Genomic DNA, 18,105 nt, shown 5'->3' with positions numbered 1-18,105 from the left:
TGGGGAGGGGGACCGTCGGCGTAGCCGATGGTGGAGGGGAAATTCGGAGGTCGCGCCCCTTTCCCCTCCACCAGCCTTCGGCCGGTCCCCCTCCCCATCTCTCGATGGGGAGGAATTGGATAGGTCCGCTTTTATACTACCACTCCGGGATGACGGTGATGGAATGAGCTTTATTTTCTGCCATATGGGAGCAGGCAGGAGGATCGATGCAGTTAATAGGGCAGGTGGACGCGGCGGCGGCGCGGGTGGCGAGCATGGACGCCGGGAAATTGCAGGCGCTGGCCGAGCAGCTTCACGCAACCTATGTCGCGCCTGGCAAGCTGCCCCATATGCAGTTGCTGGTGTCGCGGGACGAACAGCCGCTTCTCTCCGTCCATAGCGGCATGGCGCGGGCGACGGGGGAGTCGCTTGGCGACGATGCGCTTTATCGCATTGCTTCCATGACGAAGCCCGTGACGTCGGTCGCTTTCATGATGCTGGTCGAGCAGGGACTGGTGGCGCTGGACGATCCGGTGACGAAGGCTTTGCCGGAATTTGCCGAACTGGCGGTGGGCGCTGACGGCGGGGGCCGGATGCAGCGGCCGATGTTGATGATCGACCTGCTGCGGCATACGTCCGGGCTGACCTATGGGCTTCAGCGGCAGACGGCGATCGATGCGCGCTATCGCGAGCTTGGGCTGGACGATTTTCAGCAGAAGCGTGATCCCGACGAATTCATCGCCGCGCTTGCCGCGCTGCCGCTGGAATTTTCGCCGGGGGAGCGGTGGAATTATTCGGTGTCGACCGATGTGTTGGGCGTGGTGGTGGAGCGGCTGAGCGGCATCGATCTGGAGCGCTTTTTCCGGGAGCGGATTTTCGATCCGCTGGGCATGGGTGACAGCTTCTTCGAACTGCCGGAGGATCGCGTCGGGCGGATGACCGATGTCTGGCAGTTGGGGCCGGATGGGCCGTCCCTTTATGAGCGGGGTTCGCGCAGCGGGTGGCGCAGGCCGCTTCGCCTGCGTTCGGGCGGTGGCGGGCTTGTGTCCTGCGTGGCGGATTATCATCGTTTTACCCGGATGCTGTTGCGTGGCGGGGAACTGGACGGGGTGCGGCTGCTGAAGGCGGAGACGGTGGCGGCGATGCATGCCAATCACCTGCCGGGCGGGGGCGACCTTTCCAGCCTTTCCTCCTCCATGTTCAGCGAGGCGGATTATGCAGGGGTCGGGTTTGGGCTGGGCTTTGCGAGCGACCTCCGCACGCAGGAATATTATTGGGGTGGGGTGTTTTCCACCTTCTTCTTCATCGATCCGGTGGAGCGGCTGATCGCCATCTTCATGACGCAGCATTTTCCGTCCAGCACCTATCCGGTGCGGGGCGAATTGCGGCGCGCCCTTCGCGATGCGATCGTCGAATGGCGGGCAAATCCCGATTAAATTTGCTGCGCTGCAAAATTTGCTGTTGGCGAGGGGCAGGGGGCATGCAATCATCCCTTCCGAACACGCGGCAAAAGGGGCACGCCCATGAACCTCAAAGGCCAATCCACCCTTCCCAAGCCCGCTCCCCGGCAGGTCGACCCGGACGTCCTTGCCCATGAGATCGTCGAGCGGCTGACCTATCGCATCGGCAAGAATGCGGAGGCGGCAAAACCGCATGACTGGCTGCACGCCGTCATCCTGGCCATTCGCGACCGGGTGATCGATGCGTGGATCAATTCCACCCAGAAAACCTATGAGGAACAGGGGCGCAGGGTTTATTATCTCAGCCTGGAATTCCTGATCGGGCGGCTGATGCGCGATGCGGCGTCCAACATGGAAATGCTGGACGACATGCAGGCGGCGCTGAGTTCGCTGGGCGTTGACATCGACATCATCGCCGCGCTGGAGCCGGATGCGGCGCTGGGCAATGGCGGTCTGGGGCGGCTGGCGGCCTGCTTCATGGAGAGCATGGCGACGGTCGACGTGCCTGCCTATGGCTATGGCATCCGCTATGTGAACGGCATGTTCCGGCAGGAGATTTCGGACGGCTGGCAGGTGGAGCTGCCGGAAACCTGGCTGACCCACGGCAATCCCTGGGAATTCGAGCGGCGCGAGGCGAGTTACGAGATCGGCTTCGGCGGGCGGGTCGATCCGTCCGAAAGCGCGGATGCCGGGCCGCATCAGATGCGCTGGAAGCCTGCGGAGCGGGTGATCGCGACACCCTATGACACGCCGATTGCGGGGTGGCGGGGCAAGCGGGTGAATACGCTGCGGCTTTGGGAAGCGCAGCCGATCGATCCGATCCTGCTCGACCGGTTCAATGCGGGCGACCATCTGGGCGCGCTGACGGAGAGCAACCGGGCGGAGGCGTTGACGCGGGTGCTCTATCCCGCCGACAGTTCGCCCGCGGGGCAGGAATTGCGGCTGCGGCAGGAATATTTCTTCTCTTCCGCTTCCTTGCAGGACATCGTTCGGCGGCACCTGCAATATTTCGGGGATGTGCGGACGTTGCCGGACAAGGCGGCGATCCAGCTCAACGACACCCATCCGGCGGTGGCGGTCGCGGAGTTGATGCGGATATTGCTCGATAATCACGGGCTGGATTTCGATGAAGCCTGGGATGTGACGCGGCGGGTGTTCAGCTACACCAACCATACGCTGCTGCCCGAAGCGCTGGAAAGCTGGCCCGTGCCGCTGTTCGAGCGGTTGCTGCCCCGGCACATGCAGATCGTCTATGCGGTGAACAGCCGATTGCTGGGCGAGGCGCGGCGGTCGGGCCAGTTCGATGACCGGGCCATTGGGACCATCTCCCTGATCGACGAAGGGGGCGAGCGGCGGGTGCGGATGGGCAATCTGGCCTTTGCCGGATCGCACAGCGTCAACGGCGTGTCGGCGCTGCACACCGAATTGATGAAGGAGACGGTGTTCGCCGATTTCCACCGGCTCTATCCGGCGCGGATCAACAACAAGACCAATGGCGTCACCTTCCGCCGATGGCTGATGCAGTGCAATCATGGGTTGTTCGAACTGATCCGGGAGGCGATTGGCGACCGGTTCATGGATGATCCCGAGGCGCTGCGCGACCTCGATCCCTTTGCCGAGGATAGCGGGTTTCAGGAGAAGTTCCTGGCGGTGAAGCGCGCCAACAAGGTGGCGCTGGCCGATCTGTTGCGGCAGCGGGTGAATGCGCGGATCGATCCGGCGGCTTTGTTCGATATCCAGATCAAGCGCATTCACGAATATAAGCGGCAATTGCTCAACATCATCGAGGCGGTGTCGCTCTACGACCAGATACGGTCGCATCCGGAGAAGGACTGGGTGCCCCGCGTGAAGCTGTTCGGGGGCAAGGCGGCGCCCAGCTACCATAATGCCAAGCTGATCATCAAACTGGCGGGCGACGTGGCGCGGGCGGTCAATCATGATCCGGCGGTGCAGGGGCTGCTGAAGGTGCAGTTCGTGCCCAATTATAATGTCAGCATGGCGGAAGTGATGATCCCGGCGGCGGACCTGTCGGAACAGATTTCGACGGCGGGCATGGAGGCTTCGGGGACCGGCAACATGAAGTTCGCGGTCAACGGGGCGCTCACCATCGGCACGCTGGACGGGGCGAATGTCGAGATGCGCGACCATGTGGGGGAGGAGAATATCGTCATATTCGGCCTGACCGCGGCGCAGGTGAATGAGCGGCGCGCGCAGGGTTATGACCCCCGCGAAGTCATCGGGCAGAGCCGGGAACTGGGGCAGGCGTTGGACGCTATCGCCAGCGGGGTTTTCTCTCCGGACGATCCGGGGCGTTACCGGGATCTGGTGCAGGGTATCTACGATCATGACTGGTTCATGGTGGCCGCCGATTTCGACAGCTATTCGTCGGCCCAGCGGCGGGTGGACGCGATGTGGCGCGATCAGGCGTTGTGGGCGAAGATGGCGATCCGCAATGTGGCGCGCATGGGATGGTTCTCCTCCGACCGGACGATCCGGGAATATGCGACGGATATCTGGAAGGTGCCGGTTTGACGCGGGGTCGTGGCCAGGGTCAGTACCCATTAATTGCACCATCGAGGTTTGAGGCGAAAAGGCCCAGCACAAGGAGAGAGGGCGCAGGAATATGTCGATATTTCAAGCCATCTCGACGCCGGGATGGGCCTTTTCGGTCAAATCCGCAGGACGTCAAAATGGCTTCCATCTCGAACCGAAATGCGCTTGCAAAGGTGTCCAACCTTCGCGGCGCGCATTTCGGCCCGATATGTTCGCCATTTTGACGCCTCGATGGTGCAATTAATGGGTACTGACCCTCGCGTGGGTTTGACGCCGGAACAGATTGCCCGGCTGCTGGAAGGACGGGAGGATGATCCTTTCGCGACGCTTGGCGTCCATCCGGCGGGGAAGGGTGGCTTCACCGCCTGCGTCCTGCTGCCCGAAGCGGTCGGCGTCACGGCGCACAGGCTGGACGGCAAGGCGGTTGGCGCCCTGGACCGGATTGATCCGGCGGGGCTGTTCTTCGGCAAGCTGTCGATCCGCAAGCGGCAGCCGTTGCGATACCATGCGACCTATGCCGATGGCGGCGAATATGGGTTGATCGATCCCTATAGTTTCGGCCCGGTGCTGGGGCCGATGGACGATCATTATTTCGCGGAAGGATCTCACGCCCGGCTGTTCGACAAGATGGGCGCGCATGTCATCACCCATGAAGGGGTGGAGGGTACGCATTTCGCCGTCTGGGCGCCCAATGCGCGGCGGGTGTCGGTGGTGGGCGACTTCAATCGCTGGGACGGGCGCCGTGGGGCCATGCGGCGGCGGCGGGATTCGGGGGTGTGGGAAATCTTCCTGCCCGAAGTGGGCGTGGGCAGCACCTACAAGTTCGAGATTGTGGGGCCGGACGGCGTGGTCCTGCCGCTCAAGGCCGATCCCTTTGCCTTCCAGTCCGAATTGCGGCCCGCCACCGCCTCCATCGTGGCGGCGGTGCCGGATCATGTCTGGGGCGACGAGCGTCACCGCGCCCATTGGCAAAAGGCCGATGCGCGGCGCGAACCCATATCCATTTACGAAGTCCATGCCGGGTCGTGGCAGCGCGACGATGCGGGGAATTTCCTGACCTGGGATGCGCTGGCCAACCGGCTGATCCCCTATGTGGTCGGCATGGGTTTCACCCATATCGAATTTCTGCCGATCAGCGAATTTCCCTATGATCCTAGCTGGGGGTATCAGACCACCGGGCTATATGCCCCCACCGCCCGTTTCGGCGATCCGGAGGGGTTTGCGCGGTTCGTGGACGGCGCGCACCGGGCGGGGATAGGCGTCATCCTCGACTGGGTGCCCGCGCATTTCCCGACGGACGCGCATGGGCTGGCGCGTTTCGATGGGACGGCGCTTTATGAGCATGCCGATCCGCGCAAGGGCTTTCACCCCGACTGGAACACTGCCATCTATAATTTCGGGCGTCGCGAAGTGGCGCAATATCTGGCCAATAACGCGCTTTTCTGGGCGGAGCGCTATCATGTCGACGGGCTGCGGGTCGATGCCGTCGCCTCCATGCTCTACCTCGATTACAGCCGGAAGGAAGGGGAGTGGATTCCCAACCAGCATGGCGGGCGAGAGAATGTGGAGGCGGTCGAATTCCTCCAGCAGATGAACAAGGCGCTCTACGGCGCGCAGCCCGGCATCATGACCATTGCCGAAGAGTCCACGAGCTGGCCCAAGGTTTCGCACCCGGTCCATGAAGGCGGGCTGGGCTTCGGCTTCAAATGGAATATGGGCTTCATGCACGACACGCTGCGCTATCTGGCGCGCGATCCGGTGCACCGTGCCCATCATCATGACGACATCACTTTCGGCCTGCTCTACGCCTTTACCGAGAATTTCGTGCTGGCGCTGAGTCATGACGAGGTGGTGCATGGCAAGTCATCCCTGCTGCACAAGATGGCCGGGGACGACTGGCAGAAATTCGCCACGCTGCGCGCCTATTATGCGATGATGTGGGGCTATCCCGGCAAGAAGCTGCTGTTCATGGGGCAGGAATTCGCCCAGCGCGAGGAATGGAGCGAGGAACGGGCGCTGGACTGGCACTTGCTGGATCACAAGCCGCATCAGGGCGTGCAACTGCTGGTGGGCGATCTCAACCGGCTTTACCGTTCGCATCCCGCCCTCCATGCCCGCGATTGCGAGGCGGAGGGGTTCGAATGGGTGCTGGTGGATGGGGCGGCGGATTCGGTCTTCGCCTGGGTCCGGCGCGCGCCCGGCGCGCCGCCGGTCGTCGTCATCAGCCATTTCACGCCGCAATTGCGCGATGGATACCGCATGCGCCTGCCGTCGGGCGGACGCTGGCGGGAGATCATGAACAGCGACGCGCTGGACTATGGCGGCAGCGGCGCGGGCAATATGGGAATCGTCATCGCCGATGAGGAAGGATGGGCCAATGTCACCATTCCGCCCTTCGGCACGTTGATGCTGGAACTGGACTATTGAAACCGACGAGCGACGGCCAAATGCTCGCGGCCATGAAGGAGAAGAGGGCGATGCAGCCAAGAAACCAGCCGATTGCCCGTGACGCCATGGCCTATGTGCTGGCCGGGGGGCGCGGCAGTCGTCTGGCCGAACTGACCGACCGCCGCGCCAAGCCTGCGGTCCATTTCGGCGGCAAGGCGCGGATCATCGATTTCGCGCTGTCCAATGCGCTGAACAGCGGTATCCGGCGCATCGGCGTCGCGACCCAGTATAAGGCCCATTCGCTGATCCGGCACCTTCAGCGCGGCTGGAATTTCCTGCGGCCCGAACGCAACGAGAGTTTCGATATCTTGCCCGCCAGCCAGCGCGTGTCGGAAAGCCAATGGTATGAGGGCACGGCCGATGCCGTGTTCCAGAATATCGACATCATCGAAAGCTATGCGCCCGAATATATGGTCATATTGGCGGGCGATCATGTCTATAAGATGGACTATGAACTGATGCTCCAGCAGCATGTCGACAGTGGCGCGGACGTCACCGTGGGCTGCATGGAAGTGCCGGTGAAGGAGGCCAGCGGCTTTGGCGTCATGCATGTGGATGAGCAGGACGTCATCACCGCCTTCGTCGAAAAGCCCAAAAACCCGCCGCATATTCCGGGCAGTCCCGGCATGGCGCTGGCATCCATGGGCATCTACGTCTTCCGCACCGCCTTTCTGGTCACGGAATTGCGCCGGGATGCGGCCGACCCCGACAGCAAGCGCGATTTCGGCGGCGACATCATCCCCTATATCGTCAAGCATGGCAAAGCCGTCGCCCACCGCTTTTCCAACAGTTGCGTGCGCGCCGAAAGCGAGCCTGTGCCCTATTGGCGCGACGTCGGCACGATCGACGCCTATTGGCAGGCGAGTATCGACCTGACCGATGTGGTGCCCTCGCTGGACCTGTATGACCGGAGCTGGCCGCTCTGGACCTATTCCGAAGTCACGCCGCCCGCGAAATTCGTGCATAATGAGGAGGGGCGGCGCGGGTCCGCGACTTCTTCTCTGGTGGCGGGTGGATGCATCGTGTCGGGATCGTCGCTTCACCGCAGCCTGCTCTTTTCGGGGGTGCGGACGCACAGCTTTTCCTCGGTCACTGAAAGCGTCGTCATGCCGGATTGCGTGATCGGGCGCGGGGCGCGGCTGCATAAATGCGTGCTGGATTCGGGCGTCATCATCCCGCCGGGGCTGATCGTGGGGGAGCATCCAGACCTCGATGCCCGGCGGTTCCGCCGCACCGACAGCGGCGTGACGCTGATCACCCAATATATGATCGAACGGCTGGTGGACTGAACCTTGGGCAAGACGGCGATGATGCAGGTGCTTTCGGTCGCGTCCGAAATCTATCCGTTGATCAAGACGGGCGGGCTGGCCGATGTGGCGGGCGCGTTGCCCGACGCGCTGGCCGGGCATGATATTGCGGTGCGGACGCTGGTGCCGGGCTATCCCTCCGTGCTTTCGCGGCTGGGGAAGGCGAAGCTGCTGCGCCGTTATGACGCGCTGTTCGGCGCGCCCGCATCGGTGCTGGCGGCGAAGTTGGACGATCTCGACCTGCTGGTGCTGGACGCGCCGGATTTCTTCGCGCGGGAGGGCGGCCCCTATGGCGATGCGGGCGGCGGCGAATGGAGCGATAATTGGAAGCGTTTCGCCGCCCTGTCCCGCGTTGCCGCCGATATAGCGGCCGAAGGGGTGAAGGGCTGGCGGCCCGATCTGGTCCATGCGCATGACTGGCAGGCGGCGATGACCGCCACCTATATGCGGTTCGGCCCGGCCCACGCCGTGCCCAAGGTGGTGACGATTCACAATCTGGCCTTTCAGGGCCGTTTCGGCGCGGACATCTTCCCCCATCTGGGTCTGCCGCCCGAAGCATGGGGCGTGGACGGCGTCGAATATTATGGCGGCACCGGCTATTTGAAGGCGGGCCTTGTTTCCGCCGATGCGATCACGACGGTCAGTCCCACCTATGCCGATGAAATCCGGTCGCCGGTGCATGGCATGGGGCTGGACGGGTTGATCAATGGGCGGGCGGATCGGCTGCATGGCATATTGAACGGCGTCGATACCGCCATCTGGAATCCCGCCGCCGATCCGCTGATCGCCAAGCCGTTCGGCATGCGGTCGTTGGGCGGGCGGAACGCCAACCGCCGGGCGCTGGAAGCCCATTTCGGGCTGGACCATGACGGCGCGCCGATCTTCATCATCGTCAGCCGCCTGACCTGGCAGAAGGGCATGGACATGGTGATGGGCGCGATCGATCATCTGGTCGGGCTGGGCGGCAAGCTGGCGGTGCTGGGGTCGGGCGATCATCCGCTGGAGGGCGCTTTTCTGGCGGCGGCGGACCGGCATCGTGGGCGGGTGGGGGCGCAGATCGGCTATGACGAGCCGCTGTCCCATCTGATGCAGGCGGGCGGGGATGCGATACTCATCCCGTCGCGCTTCGAACCTTGCGGGCTGACCCAGCTTTACGGGTTGCGCTATGGCTGCGTGCCGGTGGTGGCGCGGGTCGGGGGGCTGGCCGATACGGTGATCGACGCCAATGAAGCCGCCGTGAGCGCGGGGGTGGCGACCGGCATCGTCTTTCCGCCCTCCGATCCGCTGGCACTGCACGGGGCGATTGCGCGGGCGATCCGGCTGCATGCGTCCAAGCCCGATTGGCAGGCGATGCAGCGGGCGGGGATGCGGGCTGACTTTTCCTGGACACGCAGCGCGGCGCGCTATGCCGATCTGTTCCGGGCGCTCGTTCAAGGGGCGGCATGAAGGGGGCCGCGCTGGGGCCGGAAATCCATGCGCGGGGAACCCGGTTTCGCGTCCATTCGCCCGATGCGGAGCAGCTTTGGCTTTGTCTGTTCGATGGCGATGGGCGGGAAACGCGCCTGCCGATGGCGCGGGATGGGGAGGGCGTCTGGTCCATCGATGCGGCGGGCGTGGGGCAGGGCGCGCATTATGGTTTTCGGGCGGACGGGCCTTTCGATCCGGGGGCGGGTCTGTGGTTCGATCCCGACAAGTTGCTGCTGGACCCCTATGCTACGGAAATCGACCGGGCATTTGGCTATGATCCCGCTTTGGCGGCGCGGCGCGGGGAGGGGGGCGATACTGCGCCGCTTATGCCCAAGGGGGTGGTGAGGGCGTCCCTTCCGCCTGTTTCCGCCGCGCCGCCGCTGTTCCGGCCGGGCGGCCTGATCTATGAAGTGCAGGTTCGGGGCTTTACCATGCTGCATCCCGACATAGCGGAAGCGCAGCGGGGGACCATTGCCGCTCTCGGTCATCCCGCTGTGATCGATCATCTGCGCCGCCTGCATGTGACGGCGGTGGAACTGATGCCGGTCAACGCTTGGATCGATGAGTGGCATCTGGGGCCGCTGGGGCTGCGCAATGCGTGGGGCTATAATCCGGTCAGCTATTTCGCGCTCGATCCCAGGCTGGCCCCCGGCGGCATGGCGGAACTGCGCGGGGCGGTGAAGGCGCTGCATGATGCGGGGATCGGGGTGATCCTCGACATGGTTTATAATCATGACGGGGAAAGCGATCTGCTGGGGCCGACATTGTCACTGCGCGGGCTGGATGCGCGCAGTTATTTCCGGCATGAGGCCGATGGCCGCCTGATCAACGATACCGGCACGGGCAACAGCATCGATTGCAACCATCCGGTCGGTCGGCGGCTGATACTGGATTCGCTGCGTCATTTCGTGAGCGCGGCGGGGGTGGATGGGTTTCGGTTCGATCTTGCTCCCGCCTTGGGGCGTTTGCCGATAGGCTTCGATCCGCGGTCGCCGCTGTTGGAGGCGATGCGCACCGATCCGCTTTTGGCCGACCGTATCCTGATCGCGGAACCATGGGATATTGGGCCGGGCGGCTATCGGCTTGGGGCGTTCGGCGCGGGGTGGCTGGAATGGAATGACCGGTATCGCGACGATATGCGGCGGTTCTGGCGGGGGGACAGGGGCGTGACCGGCGCCTTGGCGACGCGGCTTGCCGGATCGTCGGACATATTCGGTCATGCCCCCGCCACCCGCACGGTCAATTTCCTCGCCGCCCATGACGGCTTCACGCTGGCCGATCTGACCGCCTATGCGCGCAAGCATAATGAGGCCAATGGCGAACAGAATCGCGACGGCCATGGCGAGAATTTCAGTTGGAACAACGGCGTCGAAGGACCGGCCGACGACCCGGCGGTGAACGATGCCCGGCGACAGGATATCAAGGCTTTGCTGGGCACATTATTCTGCTCGCGGGGCACGATCATGCTGACGGCGGGGGATGAATTCGGCCGCTCGCAGCAGGGCAACAATAATGCCTATGCGCAGGATAATGTCATCGGCTGGGTCGATTGGGCGGGGCGCGACCGGGAGATTGAGGCCTATGCCTTCGCGCTGGCCAGCCTTCGCGCATCGCAGCCCGACCTTGGCGATACGGGCTGGCTTTCGCAAGAGGATGTCGAATGGCTGGATGAGCGGGGTCAACCGCTGACGGTGGCGCAATGGGAAGAGGCTGATCGCCGCTGTCTGGCGATGCGGTTTCGTCAATCGGGCCTCACCGTCTACGTCAACGGCGACGACCATCCCCGGACCTTCGGCGCGGTGATGGTCCCGGCCCGAACCGTCCTACCCATCCCGGCTGAATAGGAAGGCCGTCGATTTCGCCAGTCCGTTGGAGATGGTCGCCAGCGAATGGGCCGCGCCGGGCACCTGCCGCTCACTCGCCCGATCCGTCACCTGAGCGACCGCCTCGGCCAATTGCGTCATGCCGTGCAGCCGCCCTTCGCCCAGTGCTCCGCCCCCGGTGTTGATCGGCAATCGCCCGCCCAGATCGCCATGCCCGTCGCGCAGGAAGGCCAGTCCCTCGCCGTCCCGGCAAAAGCCCATGCCCTCCAGCCAGGTCAGCACCAGCACGCTGAACCCGTCATAAAGCTGCGCCGTGTCCACATCCGCCGGGGACATGCCTGTCGCGTCCCACAGCCGCGGCGCCACATCCTTCGCGCCGTCCCACATATCCTCCATATTCATCGGCGTTCCGCCCGCGCCCTGCCAGGCGGAAGCCGCAAAGCCGGTTAGCAGGGCGGGCGGGCGGCGCAGATGCCGCGCCCGCTCGGCCGATGTCAGGATCAGCGCGCAGCAGCCGTCGACCGGAATGTCGCAATCCAGGATGGATATGGGATCGGCGATCATGCGCGCCCCCGGATAATCCTCCGCAGCCATGGGCTTGCCCCGCCAATAGGCGTTGGGGTTAAGCTGCGCATTGGCGCGGTTGTTGGCGATATAATGAGCGAAATCCGACCGCTCATAACCGTAAAGCTCGAAATAGCGGCGCAGCACTACTGCCGCCCAGGCAGGCGGCATGCTGAAGCCGTAGGGTGCCAGATATTGGTCCGATCCCACCGCATGGGAGGATTCGAAATTCACATAGCGCCCCTCCGGCACATGCAGGGCGCGATAGACCAGCACATGGTCGCAAAGTCCGCCGATGATTGCCAGAGCCCCGTCGATCAGGCTCTGCGTCACCATGCCGTTGGTCGAACCGATCCACTGCACGCCCGACGCCCTACCCAGCAGGCCCGCCAGATACCAGGGCGTCACGACGTCGATCCCTTCGTCCACGCCCTTCCTGCCGCCATAGCGGGGCATGGCGGGGGAGGTGGCGATGCCGTCCAGATCGCTGCGCCGCAGCCCCGCATCGGCCAGCGCCGCATCGCAGGCCTCCAGCGTCAGCGCCGCCAGCGTCCGGTCCGACCGCCGTTCCAGCTTGCTGTAGCCGACACCGGCGACGGCCACCTTGTTCCTGAAATCCCACATGGTTCAGCGCTCCGCCGGGGCGAACTGCACCAATGTGCAATCGTCCGTCACATCCTCGAACCGCGTTTCCAGCGGCAGGCCGATGCGCAGATCGCCGGGCGCGATGTCGACAAGGTTTGCGCTCATCAACAGGCGCGCCTGCTCCTCCAGTTCCACCACCGCCAGGATCACCGGCAGCCGGTCGCGAAAGCCGGGCGAAGGCGGTTCGTGGAGCACCGTCCAGCTATGCAATGTCGCCCGTCCCGACACCGGCACGAACCGCGCCTCGCTCCCCCCGCAGGCACGGCAGGCGATTTCCGGCGGGTAGGCGAGGATGCCGCAGGCATCGCATTTCCGCATATGCAGTTCATGACGCCGCGCCCCCGCCCAGAAGGGTTCCGACAGCGGATCGGGCAGGGGCAAGGGCCGCTGGGGAACCATGGAATCCGGCATCGCCTTCACGATCCGCGAAAATGCGGCGACCGTTTTTCCCGCGCCGCGGCGATGCCCTCCTGATGGTCCTGGGTGGTGGCCATCAGCGGCTGCATCGTGAATTCCAGTTCCAGATATTGGTCGAGGGACAGGGCCTGCGCGGCCTCGAACTGGCGCTTGGCCATGCCGGTCGCCAAGGTCGGCCCCTGCGCCAGAGATTCCGCCAGATCCAACGCCCGCGCCATCAGCCCGTCGCGCTCCACCAGTTCCAGCACCAGCCCCAGCCGCAACGCTTCCTGCGCGTCGACCATGCGGGCGGAATAGACGATCTCCTTCGCCCGCATCGGCCCGACCAGGCGGCTGAGCTGCCATGTCACGCCCGCGTCGGGGACATAGCCGATCCGCCCGAAACTCTGGCAAAAGCGCGCGCCGGGCGTGGCGATGACCATGTCGCAGGTCAGCGCCAGGCTCCATCCCGCGCCGACGCAGGCGCCGTCGACCGCCGCGATCACTGGCTTGCGGATGCCGCTGATCGCCTTCACCATGCGGTGCAGCCAGCGCATCCGGCGCAGGAGGGACGCCGTGCTCTGATGGCCCATGTCGCCCGTGTCCGCGCCGGAGCAGAATTGCCCGTTCGCGCCCGTCAGGATGACGGCGCGGACTTCCTCATCCTCCGCCATATCCTCGAAGGCGCGCCAGACCTGTTCCCGCATTTCCATGGTGAAGGCGTTGGCCCGCCCCGGCTGATCCAGGGTGACGATGCCGGTCGATCCCCGCTTTTCGACCCGAACGGTCATGTCCTGCTCCTGAAATATGAGCCTGGGTATAATATTAAATTTGCCAAGGCCGCGCTGTCAATCGATCAGACGCGTTGACAAGGGAATAATATTGCACGATGGTGCAATAAAGGCCGCGCCGCCATGCGCGCCGGGAAAAGAGGATGCGACCCATGAAGGCAAGATTTTCGGCGCTGGCGGCGGGGGCCGCGCTTCTGGCGCTCTCCACCGGCGTCATCTCCCGCTCGGCACAGAGCGCCGGGCCTGCCGCGACCAACTGGTCCAGCTTTGGCGGCGACGATCAGGAACAGCATTACAGCCCGCTCGCGCAGATCGGCGAGGCCAATGTCGCAAAGCTCGGCCTTGCCTGGTCCTATGATGTCGACAGTTTCGACAGCTATACCCAGCCGCTCGCGGTCGACGGGGTCATCTATTTCGCGGTGGGCCTCAGCGTCGTTCACGCCGTCGACGCCCGCACCGGCAAGCTGCTGTGGCAATATGATCCCGACGTGGCGAGCCAGCCCGAAGCCCAATGGCGGATGCGGGCAGGCTGGGGCACGCGGGGCATCGCGTATAAGGACGGCATGGTCTTCACCGCCACCCGCGAAGGCCGCCTGATCGCGGTAGACGCCAAGACGGGCAAGCCGCGCTGGTCGGTCAAGACGCTGGACGAGGCGGAGGGCGCCTATATCACCGGCCCGCCATGGATCGCGGGCGACAAGGTGGTGATCGGTTTCGGCGGCGCGGACTACAGCCCGACGCGGGGCTATGTCACCGCCTATGACATCAAGACCGGCAAGAAAGCCTGGCGCTGGTATGTCGTGCCCGGCGATCCGGCCAAGGGCTTCGAAAACAAGGCGATGGAGGCCGCCGCCAAGACATGGACCGGCGAATGGTGGAAATGGGGCGGGGGCGGCTCCGTCTGGCACGCCATGGCCTATGACGCCAAATATGACCGCCTCTATATCGGCACCGGCAACGGCTTTCCCTGGAACATCAAGATACGCAGCCCCGGCGGCGGCGACAATCTCTACCTCTCCTCCATCGTCGCGCTGGACGTGAAGACCGGCGAATATGTCTGGCACTATCAGGTGAACCCTGAAAACAGCCATGACTGGAACGATGCGATGGATATCGAACTGGCCGACATAGTCATCGGCGGGCGGAAGCGGTCGGTGCTGATGCATGCGCCCAAGAATGGATTTTTCTACGCGATCGACCGGGAGACGGGCAAATTCATCCAGGCGGGCGAATTCGCCAAGCAGAATTGGGCGAAGCGGATCGACCCCGTAACCGGCCGTCCGGAAATCAATCCGGAAGCGCAATATCCCGACGGCAAGCCGTTCATGCTCTACCCCTTCCCCAATGGCGCGCACGGCATTCAGGCGATGTCGTTCAGCCCGAAGACCGGTTACAGCTATATTCCGGTGATGGAGGGCGGGCGCGTCTTCGTCGATCCGGCGAATATCAAGGACTGGCAATATAAGCCCGGCATGATGGTGAATACAGGGCTGGGCGCGCCGCCCGCCAACCTGGTTCCGCCCGCCGCCGTCAGCAAGCTGGTCGCCTATGACGTCGCGAACAACCGGATCGCCTGGTCGGTGCCGCAGCCCGGCGTCTTCAACGGCGGTACGCTGGCGACGGCGGGCAATCTGGTGTTTCAGGGCACCAATGACGGCATGTTCAACGCCTTTTCCGCGACCACGGGGCGCAAGCTCTGGTCCTGGTCCGCGCAGAACGGCATATTGTCCGCGCCGATCAGCTATTCGGTCGGCGGCAAGCAATATGTCAGCGTCATCACGAGTTTCCGCAGCAGCTTCCCCAACACGCCCAACTGGGACTATCGCCAGCAGCAGCGGCGGTTGCTGACCTTCACCATCGGCGGTGCGAAGAAACTGCCGAAGGTCGGTCCGGTGGACGAGCCGATCCAGGACGATCCGGCCTTCGTCGTCGACGCCGGCAAGGCGAAGGTCGGCGCGGGCATCTACAACAGCAGTTGCGTCATCTGCCATGGCGCGGGGATGATGGCGGGCGGCGCGGCGCCGGACCTGCGCAAATCGGGCGTGCCGCTGGACGCTGAAACCTTCAGGGCGGTGGTCCATGACGGCGCGCTGATGGCGCGGGGCATGGGTTCGTTCAGCCAGTTGACCGACGCGGAACTGGAAGGATTGCGCCACTATATCCGCCAGCGCGCGCGGGAAACCGCGCCCAAGGGCAAGTGATGCGAGGCCCCGTTTCATGAAAATGATAAATTTGCACGTTCATGCAATCCGGCTATGATCCTGTCATTGGAACGCATGTGCAACGAAGGCGATCGGCTTTGGCGAGTAAAGCGAGCGAAGAATTGAAGGAAAGCGGCGAACGGCCCCAGACCTATTCCAGTCCGGCGATCATCGAACGCCGCCGCCGGATATTGGAGGAAACCCGCAAGGTCATCGCCGAACAGGGCATCGCCGCGCTGAGCATGAACGAGATCGGCCAGCGCGCAGGCGTGGCCAAGCGCACGCTCTACAACGCGTTCCAGACCCGCGAGCGGATGATCGCGTCGGCCATTCAGGAATATTTCGACGAATATGTGAGCAAGATCGCCTATTCGAGCGAACCGGGCACGATGCAGCATAATCTGGAGCGCATGATCTCCGTCGTGCAGCGGAACCGCAAGATCCGCAATTATATCAAGGCGATCATGGCGCTCTATTTCAGCTCCGACGTCGACCATGACATCTGGGCGGCGATGCACTCGCCCGCCGTGCACCATAACCGCCAGTGGATAGAGGTGCTGGAGGCGAAGAAGCAGCTTCAACCCTGGGTGGAGGTCGACAAGCTGGTCGAGGATCTGGTGCGCTTCGAATATGCGACGATCAACGACTGGGCGCAGGGGCGGATCGCGGACGATGAGATCATCGTGCGGCTGGTGGGCAGTTATCTGACCGGCCTGCTGGGAGCGCTGAAGGGCGCGGCCCGCAAGGAGGTGGAGGCGTTGATCAAGGACATAGCCGAACGCGGCATGGACGCCTTGCCCGCGCCCCAGCGTCCCAGGGTGGTTGCGGCATAAATTTGCACATTGATGCAAATTTACTTGAAGAGGAACAGGCGGTCGGCTAGTCAGTTCCCGTGCCCGCCGGAAGGCGCAGGAATGGAGAGCGAGAGATGAACGCGGTAAGCGAAACCCCTGAATTGCTGTTCGTGCATGAAGATCAGGGGATCGCGCATATCATCCTCAATCGCCCGCGCGCGCGGAACACCGTGTCCTTCGCGATGTGGGAGCAATTTTCGGCCGCGCTAGACACCCTTGAAAATGCGACGCCCGCCCGCCTGCTGATCATCAGCGGGGCGGAGGGCTATTTTTCCAGCGGCGGCGACGTGAAGCTGCCGCCCGCAAGGGGGGAGGGCGCGCTGGCGCTCGCGGCGCGGCTGGAAATGGGGCAGCGGATCATCAGCCGGGTCCGCGCCCTGCCGATCCCCACCGTCGCGGCGGTGGAGGGCGGCGCGTACGGCGTGGCGTGGAGCCTTGCCATGGCCTGCGACATGATCTTCGCGGCGGACGATGCGCGCTTCGCGGCGCCTTTCCTGGAATATGGGCTGGTGCCGGACGGCGGCGCGGCCTGGTTCCTGACGAAGCAATTGGGCCGGGCGCGAGCGGCGGAGATCATCTTTTCCGGCCGCACGCTGGACGCGGCGGAGGCTTTGTCGCTGGGCATCGTCAGCCGTCTCGTGGCGCCGGGCACGGCGGTGGACGAAGCCGTCGCGCTTGGACGGACCATAGGCGACGGCAATCGCCATGCGGTGGAATTGACGAAACGGATGCTCCATCAGGCGGAGAGCGGCGATCTGGCGGCGACCCATGCGCTGGAACTGGTCTATTGCCACACATGCCAGGCGGGCGAGGAAGTGCCCCGCGCCCGCGAACGCTTCAAGGCCCGCGCCGCCGCGAAGGCGGCCGCCAAGGCGGCGCAATAGGGCAGGGGGCCGGACTCATGCAATTCGACATGCGCGAACTGCCGATGATCACGCGGTACAAGATCGTCAATTCGACGATCACGCCGCGCCCTATCGCCTGGATCACCAGCCGGTCGGCGGACGGCATCGTCAACGCCGCGCCGTACAGCTTCTTCAATTGCGTCGGCACGGAACCGCCGCTGGTGGCGTTGGGGTTGCTCAAGGAACCGGCGTCCCGTGGCCTCAAGAACACCGCCTCCAACATCATCGCCACCGGGGAATTCGTGGTCAATCTGGTCTGCGAGGGGGATGCGGAAAAGATGAACCTGTGCAGCGTCGACGCGCCCGCCGACGTGAGCGAGATCGACTATGCCGGTATCGAAATCGCGCCCTCGGTCGTCGTCGCGCCGCCGCGCATCGCGTCCAGCCCGGTCAGCTTCGAATGCCGCAAGGTCGCCGCGATGGACATAGGCGCGATGCAGACGGTGGTGATCGGCGAAATAATGATGGCGCACATCCAGGACGAATTCGTCACCGACCGGGAGCGGGTCTATTTCGATATACCGGCGATGAAGCTGATCGGCCGCACCCATGGCAGCGGCTGGTATGTCCGCAACAGCGACAGTTTCCAGATGGACCGGCCCCGTTACGATCCATCCCGTCTGGCCGGGAAAGGCAGGAGCGGGAAAGATGGGGCGGCGGAATGAATTTGAACCCATGGTGCAAAATTACTTGCGCTTGGGATCAAACTGGT

At 64.0% G+C, this 18,105-nt stretch carries 13 protein-coding genes; 10 read left to right on the top strand and 3 right to left on the bottom strand.

Going from position 1 to position 18,105, the window contains the following annotated elements; all coding sequences use genetic code 11:
* The first annotated feature begins 206 nt into the window (after positions 1 to 206).
* The 6 genes from BV95_RS17115 to glgX all read left to right on the top strand — a co-directional run bounded on the left by BV95_RS17115 (position 207) and on the right by glgX (position 11,058).
* Positions 207 to 1,415, top strand: a complete 1,209-nt coding sequence (locus tag BV95_RS17115) for a serine hydrolase domain-containing protein (protein ID WP_037454739.1) — start codon at positions 207 to 209, stop codon at positions 1,413 to 1,415.
* 87 nt (positions 1,416 to 1,502) lie between these two features.
* The gene (locus BV95_RS17110; protein WP_037454735.1) at positions 1,503 to 3,971 is read left to right on the top strand and encodes a glycogen/starch/alpha-glucan phosphorylase; all 2,469 of its coding nucleotides are present in this window, start codon (positions 1,503 to 1,505) and stop codon (positions 3,969 to 3,971) included.
* A 264-nt stretch (positions 3,972 to 4,235) separates the two neighbouring features.
* Positions 4,236 to 6,419: a 1,4-alpha-glucan branching protein GlgB gene (gene glgB, locus BV95_RS17105; protein ID WP_037454732.1), complete on the top strand. Its 2,184-nt coding sequence runs from the start codon at positions 4,236 to 4,238 to the stop codon at positions 6,417 to 6,419.
* 50 nt (positions 6,420 to 6,469) lie between these two features.
* On the top strand, positions 6,470 to 7,729 hold the full coding sequence (gene glgC / locus BV95_RS17100; RefSeq protein ID WP_037454763.1) for a glucose-1-phosphate adenylyltransferase: 1,260 nt from the start codon (positions 6,470 to 6,472) through the stop codon (positions 7,727 to 7,729).
* An 18-nt stretch (positions 7,730 to 7,747) separates the two neighbouring features.
* Entirely contained in the window at positions 7,748 to 9,193 is a 1,446-nt protein-coding gene (glgA, locus tag BV95_RS17095) for a glycogen synthase GlgA (protein WP_037454729.1), read from the top strand.
* Positions 9,190 to 11,058 carry a glycogen debranching protein GlgX gene (gene glgX, locus BV95_RS17090; RefSeq protein ID WP_037454727.1) on the top strand — a complete coding sequence of 623 codons (1,869 nt, stop codon included), beginning with the start codon at positions 9,190 to 9,192 and terminating at the stop codon, positions 11,056 to 11,058. Before glgA ends, glgX begins: the two co-directional genes overlap by 4 nt.
* On the opposite strand, the gene BV95_RS17085 is transcribed toward glgX, so the two are convergent.
* The 3 genes from BV95_RS17085 to BV95_RS17075 are packed head-to-tail and all read right to left on the bottom strand — an operon-like array spanning position 11,038 to position 13,433.
* A complete protein-coding gene (locus BV95_RS17085) occupies positions 11,038 to 12,225 on the bottom strand; it encodes a thiolase C-terminal domain-containing protein (protein ID WP_037454725.1) in 1,188 nt (395 codons plus the stop codon). The two genes, glgX and BV95_RS17085, sit on opposite strands and share 21 nt — an antisense overlap.
* A 3-nt stretch (positions 12,226 to 12,228) precedes the next feature.
* Positions 12,229 to 12,657, bottom strand: a complete 429-nt coding sequence (locus BV95_RS17080) for a Zn-ribbon domain-containing OB-fold protein (protein WP_156483472.1) — start codon at positions 12,655 to 12,657, stop codon at positions 12,229 to 12,231.
* Between the two features lie 5 nt (positions 12,658 to 12,662).
* Positions 12,663 to 13,433: an enoyl-CoA hydratase/isomerase family protein gene (locus tag BV95_RS17075; RefSeq protein WP_037454723.1), complete on the bottom strand. Its 771-nt coding sequence runs from the start codon at positions 13,431 to 13,433 to the stop codon at positions 12,663 to 12,665.
* 152 nt (positions 13,434 to 13,585) lie between these two features.
* Here BV95_RS17075 and BV95_RS17070 point away from each other — a divergent pair, with 152 nt between their 5' ends.
* From BV95_RS17070 to BV95_RS17055, 4 genes are all read left to right on the top strand, one after another.
* Positions 13,586 to 15,634: a PQQ-dependent dehydrogenase, methanol/ethanol family gene (locus tag BV95_RS17070; protein WP_174544482.1), complete on the top strand. Its 2,049-nt coding sequence runs from the start codon at positions 13,586 to 13,588 to the stop codon at positions 15,632 to 15,634.
* Between the two features lie 98 nt (positions 15,635 to 15,732).
* The gene (locus BV95_RS17065) at positions 15,733 to 16,467 is read left to right on the top strand and encodes a TetR/AcrR family transcriptional regulator (protein WP_037454754.1); all 735 of its coding nucleotides are present in this window, start codon (positions 15,733 to 15,735) and stop codon (positions 16,465 to 16,467) included.
* 95 nt (positions 16,468 to 16,562) lie between these two features.
* Positions 16,563 to 17,372 (top strand): enoyl-CoA hydratase/isomerase family protein, encoded by an 810-nt coding sequence (locus BV95_RS17060; RefSeq protein ID WP_037454720.1) that lies wholly within the window; start codon positions 16,563 to 16,565, stop codon positions 17,370 to 17,372.
* Between the two features lie 17 nt (positions 17,373 to 17,389).
* A complete protein-coding gene (locus BV95_RS17055) occupies positions 17,390 to 18,058 on the top strand; it encodes a flavin reductase family protein (RefSeq protein ID WP_037454718.1) in 669 nt (222 codons plus the stop codon).
* Positions 18,059 to 18,105: the final 47 nt, after the last annotated feature.

It is taken from the genome of Sphingobium chlorophenolicum (assembly GCF_000722875.1).
In the GTDB taxonomy this organism is placed as follows: domain Bacteria; phylum Pseudomonadota; class Alphaproteobacteria; order Sphingomonadales; family Sphingomonadaceae; genus Sphingobium; species Sphingobium chlorophenolicum.
The sequence above is the reverse complement of the archived record's forward strand: the minus strand, read 5'-3'. Positions and strand labels throughout refer to the sequence as shown.